This window comes from Paraburkholderia sp. J67 (assembly GCF_905220265.1).
GTDB lineage: Bacteria > Pseudomonadota > Gammaproteobacteria > Burkholderiales > Burkholderiaceae > Paraburkholderia.
Map to the genome: position 1 here is coordinate 28,680 of NZ_CAJMZK010000002.1, position 15,165 is coordinate 43,844.

The window sequence follows — 15,165 nt, forward strand, 5'->3', positions numbered from 1 at the left end:
TGCGACAAAAATCGGAGGAAATCGATCAGCGGGGGAGTTAAATTTATTTGATTAATTGAATGTCAGGTGCTGTTCTCGTCTGAATTTCTTATTTTTATTCTATTTAATTGAGAATTATCTCATGAATATATTTTATACATTGGATCGCGATTTGTCTTAACTCTTGTTGTGCCTTTTGATTGGGATTTTTCTTATGTTGTGCGTTTTTGCTAGCCAATAGAGTCGCCCATGTTGTCGCAATTCGACTGATTAATCGTGTTCGCGAAATTTGAAATCTGAATAGCGGAATTTCAATTTTTCTCGACTTGAGAAAGTGATTGGTCTGACTAAGGCAATCGAGTTTTCCGTGCCGAATATTTCAGCCGGATTGCGCAGTGAATCTGGGTGCCGTGCGTGCTGATTCGCGTACATACGCGGCCCGGAAATTCCGTCTCTCATCAGGGTAAGCAAGAATGAACAAGACATATAGATCAGTCTGGAACGAAGCCACGGGGACGTGGGTGGCGGTGCAGGAGAACGCGAAGGGGCGTGCAAAATCCTCGTCGAAGAAGGCCGGTGCCGTTGTCTCGGCCACGATGACGGCGGCCGTTGCGGTAGCGGCACTCGGGGCGTCGATGGAGGCACACGCGCAACTCGCGGCCGGCGGTGGGAAGCTCGGACCGTTAAATGGGGGTGACGGCGTTTCGATTGGCTTCCAGACGTATGCCGTCAACGGCTACGTGCTCGGTAGCTACAGCACGACGGTTGGCTCTTACTCAATCGGTGTCGGCGTAGGCGTCAATGTGAACGGGGCCAATGACATTGGCATTGGCAGCAAGACGTACGCGACCGGCGTGGACGCCATGGCGATCGGCAATACCGCGAGCGCGTACGGTGCGAACGGCTCGACGGCACTGGGCGGGCATAGTCTGTCGTCGAACTCATACGCTACAGCGCTGGGTGACTACGCAAGCGCTACGGGTGCAGGAGCGACGGCCATAGGCAGCAGCGCAGTCGCACGCGACTGGGGTGGCGTTGCGCTGGGCATGGGGGCAGTCAGCACCGTAACTGGCGATACCTCCGCTGCCAACGGAGATGCCGTTGCGATTGGTTACCAGGCGACCGCCTCTGAGCATGCCGCAATTGCGACGGGCCCACACGCCTATGCGACGGCCGTCCGGTCTATTGCCATAGGTGACTATGCACTTGCGTCGAATACGAACGCAGTGGCCTTGGGCATGACGGCAAGCGCAACAGGTGGCAACGCACTCGCATTGGGTGCTGGGGCGATTGCCAAGACTGACAATTCGGTCGCACTGGGCAATGGCTCGGTGACCGGTCTGGCGACACCGGCTGCGGGTGACACAATCGGCGGCAACACCTATAGCTATGCTGGCGCGCAACCGGTGGGTGTGGTGAGCGTCGGCGCGGCGGGTTCCGAGCGTCAGATCACGAACGTGGCTGCGGGCCGCGTGACGGCCAGCAGCACCGATGGATTGAATGGCTCGCAACTGTATGCGACGAATCAGGCACTCTCGGGCCTGTCCGTCAACGTCGCTGATGCGGTTAAGTACGATTCGTCGACGCACGACTCAGTGACGCTGGGTGGCACGGGCGCAAGCGAGCCGGTAGCCTTGCATAACGTTGCCGCAGGGACGCTGGGCGCGTCGAGTACGGACGCGGTGAACGGTGCGCAACTGTATAGCGTCGTGAACGGCGACGGAATCAAGTATTTGCACGTGAACTCTACGTTGCCCGATTCGGCAGCGACAGGAGCGGACAGTACCGCGATCGGCCCGCAGGCCGTGGCTTCCGGTACCAATGCGATCGGCATGGGGCCGACTGCAGCAGCGAGCGGCGACTACTCCGCAGCAATCGGCAACGCGGCGTCGACTACAGGTCTTGGCGATACGGCGTTAGGCGCTTCGTCGAAGGCTGCCGGCGGCGGCACGTTTGCCACTGCGTTGGGTTCATGGTCGCAAGCGACGGCGGCGGGCGCAACCGCGGTTGGAGGCCACGCAGAGGCGACCGCTGCCAACGCAACGGCGCTTGGTTACAACGCACAGGCAACGACGCCGAATTCTGTGGCGTTGGGTAACAACGCGGTTACGGGTACCGCTGATTCGCCTGTATCAGTTGTTCTTAAGGGTACGACCTATCAGTTCGCTGGCACGAACCCCGTTGGAGTCGTGAGCGTGGGCTCAGCGGGCGCAGAGCGTCAACTCACCAATGTCGCAACGGGCCAGTTGAGCGCGCAGAGTACCGATGCGGTGAACGGCTCGCAGCTTTATGCGACGAATCAGGCACTGGCGGGCATCAAGGGCTCGATCACTGACCCGGTGAGCTATGACGACGACACATGGAAAACCATGACGCTCGCAGGAGATGGTGGTACGACCATCTCCAACGTTGCGCCGGGGGCGCTGTCGCCCACCAGCACCGACGCGATCAACGGCTCGCAGCTCTACCAGGCGACCACGACCATCAACAACACGTTGACCACTGCGGGTTGGGGGGCTCAGTCTGTATCCACAGATCCGGCTCATCACGAGATGGGTGGGTTCAATATTGCTGCGGACGGTAGCGTTAACAATCCTGCTGTGCTCTACACACCGAATACGATCGGCACGGCGAGTCCACAGATCGTGCTCGACCCGGGGCAAGGCGACAGCGCCTATTTCGTGAATGGCGACCGCGCGCAAGGCTACTTGCCGAAGGGAACAGTCATCAGCAATGTGGCTAATGGCATCCAGGATACGGACGCGGCAAGTGTCGGCCAGGTGAAGGACATTGCCCAATCCTTGATCGGCGGTGGCAATGGTGGCTTCGACATGGCGGTTCAGCAGAAACCGTTGCTCCGGTCGAACGGTCTGCTGGGCGCTTCGTCGGGGTCGGGCGTGAACCTTGCGAACACCAGTGGCGACCCGTACGCTATGTATAACTACTACATGCTGGTGCGGGGGGCGACAAACGCCAGCGGTTCGGCCAGCCCGACTGATATTGCACGTGTGAGTTCGAGCGCTGCCGCCGGTATCGCAATCGGCTCGAATGCCGAGACCGACGGTGCGGGTGGCGTGGCACTTGGCGTGCAGTCGCGGGCAATCGCAAACGACACGGTGGCGCTGGGCGCAGGCTCGATTGCGGATCAAGCGAACACCGTATCCGTGGGTAGCGATGGGGCCACGCGTTATATGGTGAACGCTGACGGCACGACGACCACGGTGCAGAGCCAGGTCAACGCGCGCCGTATCGTGAACGTGGGCGCGGGTCAGGGCTCGACGGACGCGGTAAACGTGTCGCAGCTCACGGGGGTGACGAACGCACTGGGCGGTGGCGCGAGCGTGAACGCCGACGGTTCGATCGCCGCGCCGGCCTATGCCGTGGCGGCCGGCACGTACTCCAATGTTTCTGGCGCCTTGACGGCCTTGGACGGCCAGATCTCCAGGCTCTCTAGCGACGCTGTGACATATGATTCCACGGCTCACGACAAGGTATCGCTTAGCGGAGTCGGGGCGACAACGCAGACGTTGCTGACGAATGTTGCCGCCGGGGACATCAGCACCGTGTCGAGCACCGACGCGGTGAATGGTGGGCAGCTGTTTGCGACAAACCAGAACGTATCGAATCTATCCGCCGCAGTCACCAACTTCGGGGGTGATGTGACGAACCTGTACGGCAAGGTTGCAGATGCAGTGTCGTACGACTCGTCGGCACACGCCTCTGTGACGCTGGGCGGAACGGGCGCCGCGGTGGCGCTGCACAACGTGGCGAGTGGTATCGGACCGGGCGATGCCGTCAACGTGAGTCAGTTGAATTCAGCAGGCTTCCAGCTCGATTCGAAGGGCGCCGTGCAGAATAAGGCGGTGACGTATGATGCCGGCTCGATCGCCTCGGGCTCGCCGACCATTACACTCGATCCGGGTACCGGTAATAGCGCTTACTTCCGCAATGGCGATCGTAGCGATCCGTTGCCCGCTGGTACTGTTATCAGTAACGTCGCAAGCGGTATTCTGGATACCGATGCCGTGAACGTTGGTCAGGTGTACGACATTACCAGGTCGCAGCTTCCCGCCGGCTCCGGATTTCTTTCGCCTTCAGCGCTCAAATCGAACGGTCTGCTGGGCGCTTCGTCGGGGTCGGGCGTGAACCTTGCGAACACCAGTGGCGACCCGTACGCCATGTATAACTACTACATGCTGGTGCGGGGGGCGACAAACGCCAGCGGTTCGGCCAGCCCGACTGATATTGCACGTGTGAGTTCGAGCGCTGCCGCCGGTATTGCAATCGGCTCGAATGCCGAGACCGACGGTGCGGGTGGCGTGGCACTTGGCGTGCAGTCGCGGGCAATCGCGAACGACACGGTGGCGCTGGGCGCAGGCTCGATTGCGGATCAAGCGAACACCGTATCCGTGGGTAGCGATGGGGCCACGCGTTATATGGTGAACGCTGACGGCACGACGACCACGGTGCAGAGCCAGGTCAACGCGCGCCGTATCGTGAACGTGGGCGCGGGTCAGGGCTCGACGGACGCGGTAAACGTGTCGCAGCTCACGGGGGTGACGAACGCACTGGGCGGTGGCGCGAGCGTGAACGCCGACGGTTCGATCGCCGCGCCGGCCTATGCCGTGGCTGGTGGTTCATTCACCGACGTTGGCTCGGCGCTGGCGGCCATCGATGCCAAACCTGGTGGTGCCGGAGACGATCCGAATGCGGTGCATTATGACTCGTCGGCGCAAGACTCCGTGACGCTGGGCAGTAAGGCCCAGGTCAAGCTGAAGAACGTTGCTGCGGGCGATATCAGTAACGTGTCGAGCACTGACGCGGTGAATGGTGGACAGCTGTTCGCCACGAACCAGACCGTATCGAACCTTGCCGGCGCAGTCACCAATTTCGCGGGTGACGTGACGAACCTGTATGGCAAGGTAGCGGATGCGGTGATGTATGACTCGTCGGCACACACCTCGGTGACCTTCGGTGGTAGCGGCGCGGCGGTGACGCTGCGCAACGTGGCGGCAGGTGCGGTAAGCGCAACGAGCTTCGATGCAGTGAACGGCTCGCAGCTTTACGGTCTGGCGAATTCGACGGCTACAGCGCTTGGCGGCAAGTCGAAGGTCAATCCGGACGGCTCGATCAGTGCGCCGAGCTACGATCTTGGTGACAGCGGCACGTTCTCGGATGTGGGTTCTGCCTTGGTGGCCATCGACAGCAAAGTGGCTACGGGTTCCGTGGACGGGGTGAAGTACGACACGTCGGCACACGATAAGTTGACGCTGGGCGGTTCCAGCGCAACCGTGCGGACGTTGCTGACGAACGTTGCTGCGGGCGATATCAGTAATGCGTCTAGCACTGACGCGGTAAATGGTGGGCAGCTGTTTGCCACGAACCAGACCGTATCGAACCTTGCGGGTGCAGTCACCAACTTCGAGGGTGACGTGACGAACCTGTATGGCAAGGTGGCGGACGCGGTGATGTACGACTCGTCGGCGCACGCCTCCGTAACGTTCGGTGGTACAGGCGCTGCGGTGACGCTGCGCAACGTTGCGGCAGGTGCGGTGGGCGCCACGAGCTACGACGCAGTGAACGGCTCGCAGCTCTATGGTCTGGCTTCCAGCACGGCGGCAGCGTTGGGTGGTAAATCGTCTGTCAATCAGGATGGCTCGATTACGGCGCCCACCTATCTCGTGGACGGGCACTCGTACTACGACGTAGGGACGGCGTTTGATGCGGTTGTAGCCTATGCCGGCGGTGGTTCTGTGGACGCAGTGATGTACGATTCGTCGGCACACAACAAGATCACGCTGGGCGGTGTCAATGGCACCAACGGACCAGTCCAGCTGACGAACCTCGCGAACGCCACGCAGGCGAGCGACGCCGTGAACCTCGCGCAGCTCGAGGCGATGGGCGCGCGCGTCGACACTTCGGGCAATGTGACGAACGCATTCGTCGCATACGACGACGCCACGAAGGGTTCCGTCACGTTCGGTGGCTCGGGTACGACTAACGGTGTGCTGCTGCACAACGTCGGGGCCGGCTCGCAGGATCTGGATGCCGTCAACGTAGCGCAGTTGAAGGCCGCAGGCTTGAACGTCGATACGTCGGGCAATGTGCTGAACGCCTTCGTTTCATATGACGACACGTCGAAGTCGTCGATCACGCTGGGTGGTGTGGGCTCGTCCACGCCGGTCGCACTGCACAACGTCGCGAACGGCTCGGAGGGCAATGATGCCGTGAACGTCGCGCAGCTCCAGGCGATGGGGGCGATTGTCGACAGCTCGGGTAATGTGACGAACGCGTTCGTTGCGTACGATGACTCGTCGAAGGGTTCCATCACGCTCGGTGGCGTCGGTTCGAGCACGCCGGTAGCGCTGCACAACGTCAAGGCGGGCAGCGTTTCGACAAGCAGCACTGACGCGGTCAACGGTACGCAGTTGTACAACCTCGCGTCGAGCACGGCTAGTTCGCTGGGTGGCGGATCGACGGTTACCGCTGACGGCACGATCTCGGCGCCGATATACAACATCGGCGGTAACACCTACAACAGCGTCGGTGGTGCGCTCACCAATATTGACGGCCGCGTGACGAACATCGAGAACACGGTGACCACCATCGCGGGCTCGGTGGCCAACGCAGTTCAGTACGACTCGTCGGCACATGACCAGATCACGTTGGGTGGTTCGAGCACGGCAGCGGCAGTCAAGCTGACCAACCTGCAGGACGCCGACCTCACGGCATCCAGCACGGACGCCGTGACGGGTGGGCAGCTGTATGCGACGAACACGCAGGTTTCGAACCTGAGCCAGGCTATTCAGAACATTAACGTCACCGGTTCGGAGTACCTGGCGACCAACACGTCAAACGGTGCAGCTTCCGCCACGGGCACGAACTCGATCGCGGCGGGTGGTGGTGCGGTCGCTTCGGGCGCGAGTTCGACGGCGATCGGCGACAAGGCTTCGGCTACGGGCAACAACTCGGTTGCGCTGGGTGCGAACTCGGTGGCGGACCAGGACAACACCGTGTCCGTGGGCTCGCAAGGCAGCGAACGCCGCATCACCAACGTGGCGAACGGAGTCAACGCAACCGACGCCGTGAACATGGGTCAGCTCCAGAGCGGGATGAATTCGCTCCAGAACGGCATGAACACGGTGGCGCGTAACGCCTACAGCGGCGTCGCGGCGGCTACGGCGCTCACCATGATCCCGGACGTCGATCAGGGCAAGACCATCGCAGTGGGTGTCGGTACGGCCAACTTCCAGGGCTATCAGGCCACGGCGTTGGGCGTGTCTGCACGCATCACCCAAAACATGAAGGTGAAGATGGGGGCCGGCTACAGCGCGAGCGGCGGCGCCACATGGGGCGGCGGTATGTCCTACCAGTGGTAAGCGCCTGATGGCGGAAAGCGGCGCAGTCTGGCCGCTTCTTTCTGGTCTTTCTTACTCTGCGTTCTTCTCTATGGTTTGAGCGCAAAATCGGACTCCCTCGGGAGTCCGATTTTTTTATTGCGTGATCATTCGACGATGTAACTCAACGACACCACGCAACGCAACGCAACGCGCAATGCGGCAAGTCAGCCATGCGGATCGAGTCTGCGTCGCGCGATGATGTCCTTGGCGTTGGCGAGCTTTTCGGCAAGCTCAGGGCCGCGTTGCAGCGCCACCCCCACAGCCAGTATGTCGCCGATCGCGAGATGCGAAGTGCGCGAGGTCATCGGCGAGAAAACGTCGGTGTCTTCATCGACATTGGCGTGCAGGCCCACGCTCGCGAGGCGCGCGAGCGGTGAGGTGCCATGTGTGATCGCGATTACCTTCGCGCCACGATCGAGCGCGGTACGCGCGGCGTCCACTACGTCACGCGTGCGCCCGGTATTCGAGATGGCGACCACCACATCGCCGGGCCCGAGGAGTGCTGCGGACATCAGGAAGGTGTGCGGATCGGAGTAGGCGACACTCGGCATGCCTAGCCGGAAGAACTTGTGTTGCATGTCCTGTGCTGCGATGCCCGAACCACCCGCCCCATAGAACTCGATGCGCGCTGCCTTCGCGAGCAGGGCGATGGCGGCACCCAGCGCGTCGGTGGAGAGATTGTTGCGCACCTGCACGAGCGCGCCGATGGTGCGATCGAGCACTTTGGCCGCGACGCCGGGCACGGGTTCGTCGGGGCGCACATCCCGATAGACGGCGGGCAGTTCAGTCGGCAGATCGCTGGCCACGGCCTGCGCAAGTCGGATCTTGAACTCGCGAAAACCCGAGAACCCGAGCGCATGGCAGAAGCGCGCGATCGTTGGCTGGCTCACGCCGGCGCGCTGGGCGACCTCGGTCATCGAGAGGTCGAGGAGTTCGCGCGGCGCTTCGACGATGTAATCGGCGAGCTTGCGCTCGGATGGGCGCAATTGCTCGCGAATGGCTTTCACCTGGGACAGCAGCATCTGGAAACTCGCACTATGCTGAAAGATCCGTGGACTATAGCGGATGGATGTAGATGTACAAAAACTACAAGAATCGCTCTCGCAATGCAATCTGAGTTTTGTCTGATAGCGTGATGGTACGGCAAACAAAGGATTTTTCAGCGGATGCAGCATTCCGCACCAGGGCAAAACCGGGATTGCGGGTGTGTAGTTTTTCTACTAACATCGCGCCATCGCTGACTGGACCGCGTGATGTGTCCCCGAGCGTCCCCGCGAGAAAAAAAGGAAGGAGATTCGATGGTTTCCCCCAATTCGCAGTTGATGAAGGTCACGCAGCGCGTGATCGAACGCAGCAAGCCGACCCGCGAGGCCTATCTCGCGCGCATCGCTGCGGCTCAGGACCGATTCCCGGCGCGCGGCGCGCTCTCCTGCGCCAATCTCGCGCACGGTTTCGCCGGTCTCGAAGGGCGCGACAAGTTCGCCATCAAGGCGATCCGCGAACCGAACATCGGCATCGTCTCGTCCTATAACGAGATGCTCTCGGCGCACGCGCCCTACAAGGATTTCCCGGAGATCATCAAGAAGGCGGCCCGCGAAGGCGGTGGCGTCGCGCAATTCGCGGGCGGCGTGCCGGCGATGTGCGACGGCATTACCCAGGGCAACGCCGGGATGGAGCTGTCGCTGTTCTCGCGCGAGGTGATCGCGATGAGCACGGCCGTCGCGCTCACGCACAATATGTTCGACGCGGCCCTGTGCCTGGGCGTGTGCGACAAGATCGTGCCGGGTCTCGTGATCGGCGCACTCCAGTTCGGCCATCTGCCGACTATCTTCGTGCCCGCCGGTCCGATGACCACAGGCATTTCGAACGACGACAAGGCGAAGGTGCGCCAGCAGTTCGCGACCGGCCAGTGCGGCCGCGAAGCGCTGCTCGAATCCGAAGCCGCTGCGTACCACGGCCACGGCACCTGCACGTTCTACGGCACGGCCAACAGCAACCAGATGTTGATGGAAGTCATGGGCCTGCATCTGCCGGGCTCGGCTTTCATCCATCCGCATACGCCGCTGCGCGACGAGCTCACCGCCGCGGCTGCGCGCCGCGTGCTCGAACTGACGGTCGAGCGCGGTAACTACACGCCGATCGGCCACGTGGTCGACGAGAAGGCGGTGATCAACGGCATCGTCGCCTTGATGGCGACGGGCGGTTCGACCAATCACACCTTGCACCTCGTGGCGATGGCCCGCGCGGCCGGCATCCTGATCGACTGGAACGATTTCGACGAACTCTCGGCGTCGGTCCCGCTGCTCGCGCGCGTCTACCCGAACGGCAAGGCCGACGTGAATCACTTCCACGCGGCGGGCGGCATCGCCTTCCTCGTGCGCGAGCTGCTCGATGGCGGCCTGCTGCACGAAGACGTCAAGACCGTGGCGGGCGATGGTCTGCGCCACTACGCCGAGGAACCCAAGCTGCTCGACGGCAAGCTCACGTGGGTGCCGGCCGTTGAGAAGAGTGCCGATGCGGCTGTGTTGCGTCCGCTCGCCGAGCCGTTCCAGCCGGATGGCGGTCTGCGCCTGATGCAGGGACGTCTCGGTCGCGGCGTGATCAAGATTTCGGCGGTCGCGCCTAATCACCGTACTGTGCGTGCGCCGGCGATCGTGTTCGATTCGCAGGAAGCCGTGCAGGAAGCATTCGATCGCGGCGAACTCGAACGCGATTTCGTGGCCGTCGTGCGCTTCCAGGGTGCGCGCGCCAACGGCATGCCGGAACTGCACCGCCTCACGCCGCTGCTCGGCGTGTTGCAGGACAAGGGTTTCCACGTCGCACTCGTGACCGATGGCCGGATGTCGGGCGCGTCGGGCAAGGTGCCCGCCGTGATCCACGTGTCGCCGGAAACGCTGCTGCACGGTCCGATCGGCAAGGTGCGCAATGGCGATACGATCGTGATCGACGCGGTGGCGGGTGTGCTCGATGTCGAGGTGGATGACGCCGAATGGAGCGCGCGTCCGGTCGCACTGCCCGCGCATCAGGAAAGCAACGAAGTGGGCTTTGGCCGCGAACTGTTCGGCGTGTTCCGCGCCGCCGCGGCGCCCGCGGAGCTGGGCGCGTCGGTGTTTGGCCCGCTGGTCGGCGAGGTGAGCGCGAATGCAGGCGCGGCTTCGACCGCAAGCGCGACTGTCAGCCCCGCAGCCCACGCGACGAACTGAATTCATCATCAAGGAGCCTGAACATGACAACAAACACGGTGGCCGACATTGTCCGCCTCGGCCCGGTGATTCCGGTGCTGGCATTCGAGACGTCCGAGCAAGGCGAGCACGTGTCGCGCGCGCTGCACGCGGGCGGCGTGAAGGTGCTGGAGATCACGCTGCGCACGGCGGCGGGTCTCGAAGCGATCGAGCGCGCGGCGCAGATCGCGCCGGATATCGTCGTCGGTGTGGGCACGATCACGAAGCCCGAGCACTGCGCGCTCGCGAAGAAGGCGGGTGCCCAGTTCGGCGTCTCGCCGGGGCTGACGCGCGAGATTCATCAGGCTTCGCTCGATGCGGGCCTGCCGCTGCTGCCCGGCGTCATGACGCCGACCGACATCATCGTGGCGATGGAACTCGGCTATGAGATCGTCAAGTTCTTCCCGGCCGTACCCGCGGGCGGCCTGAACATGCTGCAAGCGTTCCACGGTCCGTTCCCGACGCTCAAGTTCTGCCCGACGGGCGGCATCAGCGCCGAAACCGCGACGAACTTCCTCGCGCTGCCGAACGTGGTCTGCGTCGGCGGTTCGTGGCTCACGCCGAAAGCGGCGCTCGCCAACCAGGATTGGGCCGAAGTGACGCGCCTCGCCCGCGCGGCTAGCGAGCTGTCGCGTCCGGTGCGCTGAGCATTGTGTGCGACGCGTTGTATGGAGGAGCGTTCGCGCCCCGAATTAAACGTCCGCACCGACTGCCTTCGATACCTTACGAACACGATGCTAAAGGCAACTAACTGACTGGTAACAGTGCGATAGTCGCGCGGAATTGATCCGTTTGCACCGCCATGCATCCACGAGCCGCGCAGGCTGCGCCCACTGGGCGCGAGGCCTGCGCGGCTCGCTCGTCTTTCGAGCAGACAACGCCGAAAGTCGTTATAACCTCTACAATCTCGGCCCGGCGACGGCCGGCCCCTTTCGCATGGAGCGCAGCGAGCATCGCCGCGCGGCCGCTTAAGGGGTATGAACAACTACCTGGAGAGGAGCCTCATGGGAGTGGCCCACGGCAGCTCGCTGCTGATTTACGCGCTCGTCGCGATTGCTGCGTTGATCTTCATGATCACGCGTTTGAAGGTTTTTCCGTTTCTCGTCCTGATCATCGTTTCGCTGCTGCTCGGCCTCGCCGTCGGCATGCCGATGGATCAGATCGTCAAGTCGTTCGAGACCGGCAACGGCAACACGCTTGGCCACATCGCGATCGTGGTGGGTCTGGGCACGATGCTCGGCAAGATGATGGCCGAGTCGGGCGGCGCCGAGCGCATCGCCACCACGCTGATAAAGTGGTTCGGCGAGAAGAACATTCACTGGGCGATGATGTGCGTCGCCGTGATCGTCGGCTTGCCGGTGTTCTTCGAAGTGGGCTTCGTGCTGCTGATTCCGATCGCGTTCAACGTCGCCAAACGCACGGGCAAGTCGCTGCTGCTGATTGGCCTGCCGATGGTGGCGGGTCTGTCCGTCGTGCACGGCCTGATTCCGCCGCACCCGGCCGCGCTGCTCGCCGTGCAGGCGTATCACGCCGATATTGGCAAGACCATTGCCTATGGCCTGATCGTCGGCATTCCGACTGCGATCGTCGCCGGCCCGCTGTTCGCGCTCTTTATTCATCGCCACATCAAGCTGCCGGAAAACAATCCGCTGTCCGCGCAGTTCGTGAGCAAGGCCGATCCGAAGCCGGATAGCGAATTGCCGAGCTTCGGCATCACGCTCTTCACGATCCTGTTGCCGGTGATCCTGATGCTGGTCGGCTCGTGGGCCGATCTGGTCTTCACGCCCAAGACGCTGCCGAACAATCTGTTGCACTTCGTCGGTACGTCTGACGTCGCGCTGCTGATTGCCGTGCTGGTAAGCTTCTGGACCTTTGGTGCGTCGCGTGGCTTCAATCGCGAGCAGATCCAGAAGTTCTGCGGCGACTGCCTTGCGCCGATCGCCGGCATTACGCTGATCGTGGGTGCGGGCGGGGGTTTTGGCCGCGTGCTGATGGATAGCGGCGTGTCGAAGCAGATCGTCGAACTGGCGCAGACGGCGCATCTGTCGCCGTTGCTGCTGGGCTGGCTGGTGGCCGCGCTGATCCGTCTCGCGACGGGTTCGGCGACGGTGGCGATGACCACGGCCTGCGGCATCGTCGCGCCGATCGCCCAGGCGGCGGGTGTGACCGTGCAGCCGGAATTGCTCGTGCTGGCCACGGGCTCGGGCTCGCTGATCTTCTCGCACGTCAACGACGGCGGATTCTGGCTGATCAAGGAATATTTCGGCATGACCGTGGGTCAGACGTTCAAGACCTGGTCGCTGCTGGAGACCATCATTTCGCTGCTGGGCCTCGGGCTGACGTTCGCGCTTTCGGCAGTGGTGTAACGGGTAATTGTGTTTTAGGCGGCAGAGCAGCTTATGCTGCACGCCGCCGGTTGAAGGAGCTGTACATGATTCTGATTGCAATGGGCGTCTCGGGCGCCGGCAAGACGCGTATCGGCGAGATGCTGGCGGAGCGCCTGAAGTGCGATTTCACCGACGGCGACGCTTTCCACAGCGAAGCCAACAAGAAGAAGATGCACGACGGCATTCCGCTCACCGACGATGACCGCTGGCCCTGGCTGCGCACGATCCGCGAGGCCATCGAGCAAAAGCAGCGCGCGGATGAAACGGCCGTGTTCACGTGCTCGTCGCTCAAGCGTTCGTACCGCGATATCCTGCGCGGCGGCGACCATGATGTGTGCTTCGTCTATCTGAAAGGGTCGTTCGAGGTGTTGCACGATCGTCTCGCAACCCGCACGGGCCACTTCTTCGATCCGTCGCTGCTGCAAAGCCAGCTTGACACGCTCGAAGAGCCGGGCGCAGACGAAGCGATCGTGGTGAGCATCGAACTCACGCCCGAGCAGATCGTCGACGACGTCCTGCGCCAACTGGAAACGCGTCGCGCAGGCTGATCGCCCGATCGTATCGCCAGGCATAAAAAAGCCCCGGATGAAACCGGGGCTTTTTGCTTTCAGACCGTGGCGCGCCTTTTCGGCGGCGCGCCAGGGACGGCACCGCTTACGCGATGCGCTTGGCCAGTTCGATCGCCTTGCCGACGTACGACGCAGGCGTCATCTCGAGCAGACGCTGCTTCGCGTCTTCGGGAATCGCGAGGCCCGTGACGAAGGTCTGCAGCGCTTCGCGCGTGATGCCCTTGCCGCGCGTGAGTTCCTTCAGTTGCTCGTACGGGTTTTCGATGCCGTAGCGGCGCATGACGGTCTGCACCGGTTCGGCCAGCACTTCCCACGTAGCGTCGAGGTCTTCGTCCAGACGCTGCGGATTCACTTCGAGCTTGTCCAGACCGCGGATCAGCGCGTCGTACGAGAGCAGCGAGTAGCCGAGCGCAACGCCGATATTGCGCAGCACCGTCGAGTCGGTGAGGTCGCGCTGCCAGCGCGAGACCGGCAGCTTGTCGGCGAGGTGGCGCAGCGTGGCGTTCGCGAGGCCGAGGTTGCCTTCCGAGTTTTCGAAGTCGATCGGGTTGACCTTGTGCGGCATGGTCGACGAGCCGATTTCGCCGGCCTTGGTCTTCTGCTTGAAGTAGCCGAGCGAGATGTAGCCCCACACGTCGCGATCGAGGTCGAGCAGGATCGTGTTCGCGCGCGCGATGGCGTCGAACAGTTCTGCCATGTAGTCGTGCGGCTCGATCTGGATCGTGTACGGATTGAACACGAGCTTGAGGCGCTGCTCGACGACTTCCTTCGAGAACGCTTCCCAGTCGAATTCCGGATAGGCCGACAGATGCGCGTTGAAGTTGCCGACCGCGCCGTTCATCTTGCCGAGCAGTTCGACCTTCTCGATACGCTGGATCGCGCGCGCGAGACGCGCGGCGACGTTGGCGATTTCCTTGCCGAGCGTGGTCGGGCTGGCGGGCTGGCCGTGCGTGCGCGAGAGCATCGGCTGTTCGGCGTGCGTGTGCGCGAGCTTCACGAGACGCTCATACACCGAGCGCAGCGCCGGCACGATCACGTGCTCGCGCGCGCCGGCGATCATCAGGCCATGCGACGTGTTGTTGATGTCTTCCGACGTGCAGGCGAAGTGGATGAATTCGCTTGCGCGCTCCAGCTCCGGCTGGCCCTTCACCGATTCCTTGAGCCAGTACTCGACGGCCTTCACGTCGTGATTCGTCACGCGCTCGATGTCCTTGATGCGCGCGGCGTCGTGCGCCGTGAAGTTCTCGGCGAGCTTGAGCAGGAACTGCTCCGACGCTTCCGAGAAGCGCGGCACTTCCGCGAAGCCGGCTTGCGAGAGCGCGATCAGCCAATGGATTTCCACGGTCACGCGGTTGCGCATGAAGGCGGCTTCCGAGAGCCACTCACGCAGGGCTTCGGTTTTCGAGGCGTAGCGGCCATCGAGCGGGGAGAGCGCGTTGAGCGCGAAGAGGGTATCGGGACGAGTGTCGGACATGATGGGGACGTAACGGCTGACGTTACGATCAGAAAGGAACCGGGGGGAGCCTGGTATTTTATCACCACGCTGTCAGGGGCCGGGCGGCAATCCGGGGGGGCGCTCTCGCGCACGCGCCGGGCTCCGGCAAGGCGA

The 15,165-nt window shown here is 62.6% G+C and carries 7 protein-coding genes; 5 read left to right on the forward strand and 2 right to left on the reverse strand.

Translation table 11 applies throughout. The features are described 5' to 3' along the window. Positions 1 to 452: 452 nt before the first annotated feature. Positions 453 to 7,358, forward strand: a complete 6,906-nt coding sequence (locus U5782_RS04160) for a YadA-like family protein (protein WP_322042572.1) — start codon at positions 453 to 455, stop codon at positions 7,356 to 7,358. 185 nt (positions 7,359 to 7,543) lie between these two features. Here U5782_RS04160 and U5782_RS04165 read toward each other — a convergent pair whose 3' ends face one another. Beyond that, entirely contained in the window at positions 7,544 to 8,401 is an 858-nt protein-coding gene (locus U5782_RS04165; RefSeq protein ID WP_322042573.1) for a MurR/RpiR family transcriptional regulator, read from the reverse strand. Positions 8,402 to 8,677: 276 nt separating this feature from the next. Between U5782_RS04165 and edd the strand changes: the two genes are divergently transcribed. The 4 genes from edd (at position 8,678) to U5782_RS04185 (ending at position 13,535) form a co-directional block, all read left to right on the forward strand. Further along, positions 8,678 to 10,582 carry a phosphogluconate dehydratase gene (gene edd, locus U5782_RS04170; RefSeq protein ID WP_322042574.1) on the forward strand — a complete coding sequence of 635 codons (1,905 nt, stop codon included), beginning with the start codon at positions 8,678 to 8,680 and terminating at the stop codon, positions 10,580 to 10,582. Between the two features lie 23 nt (positions 10,583 to 10,605). Next, on the forward strand, positions 10,606 to 11,247 hold the full coding sequence (gene eda, locus U5782_RS04175) for a bifunctional 4-hydroxy-2-oxoglutarate aldolase/2-dehydro-3-deoxy-phosphogluconate aldolase (RefSeq protein WP_322042575.1): 642 nt from the start codon (positions 10,606 to 10,608) through the stop codon (positions 11,245 to 11,247). A gap of 357 nt (positions 11,248 to 11,604) precedes the next feature. Continuing rightward, entirely contained in the window at positions 11,605 to 12,966 is a 1,362-nt protein-coding gene (locus tag U5782_RS04180) for a GntP family permease (RefSeq protein ID WP_322042576.1), read from the forward strand. Positions 12,967 to 13,031: 65 nt separating this feature from the next. Continuing rightward, on the forward strand, positions 13,032 to 13,535 hold the full coding sequence (locus U5782_RS04185; protein WP_322042577.1) for a gluconokinase: 504 nt from the start codon (positions 13,032 to 13,034) through the stop codon (positions 13,533 to 13,535). Positions 13,536 to 13,641: 106 nt separating this feature from the next. Here U5782_RS04185 and purB read toward each other — a convergent pair whose 3' ends face one another. Next, a complete protein-coding gene (gene purB, locus U5782_RS04190) occupies positions 13,642 to 15,030 on the reverse strand; it encodes an adenylosuccinate lyase (RefSeq protein WP_322042578.1) in 1,389 nt (462 codons plus the stop codon). Between the last annotated feature and the right edge of the window lie 135 nt (positions 15,031 to 15,165).

Coding starts and splice junctions, on each gene's coding strand:
- purB (WP_322042578.1), bottom strand. CDS start 15,030: ATGTCCGACACTCGTCCCGATACCCTCTTCGCGCTCAACGCGCTCTCC.
- edd (WP_322042574.1), top strand. CDS start 8,678: ATGGTTTCCCCCAATTCGCAGTTGATGAAGGTCACGCAGCGCGTGATC.
- U5782_RS04165 (WP_322042573.1), bottom strand. CDS start 8,401: ATGCTGCTGTCCCAGGTGAAAGCCATTCGCGAGCAATTGCGCCCATCC.
- U5782_RS04180 (WP_322042576.1), top strand. CDS start 11,605: ATGGGAGTGGCCCACGGCAGCTCGCTGCTGATTTACGCGCTCGTCGCG.
- eda (WP_322042575.1), top strand. CDS start 10,606: ATGACAACAAACACGGTGGCCGACATTGTCCGCCTCGGCCCGGTGATT.
- U5782_RS04185 (WP_322042577.1), top strand. CDS start 13,032: ATGATTCTGATTGCAATGGGCGTCTCGGGCGCCGGCAAGACGCGTATC.
- U5782_RS04160 (WP_322042572.1), top strand. CDS start 453: ATGAACAAGACATATAGATCAGTCTGGAACGAAGCCACGGGGACGTGG.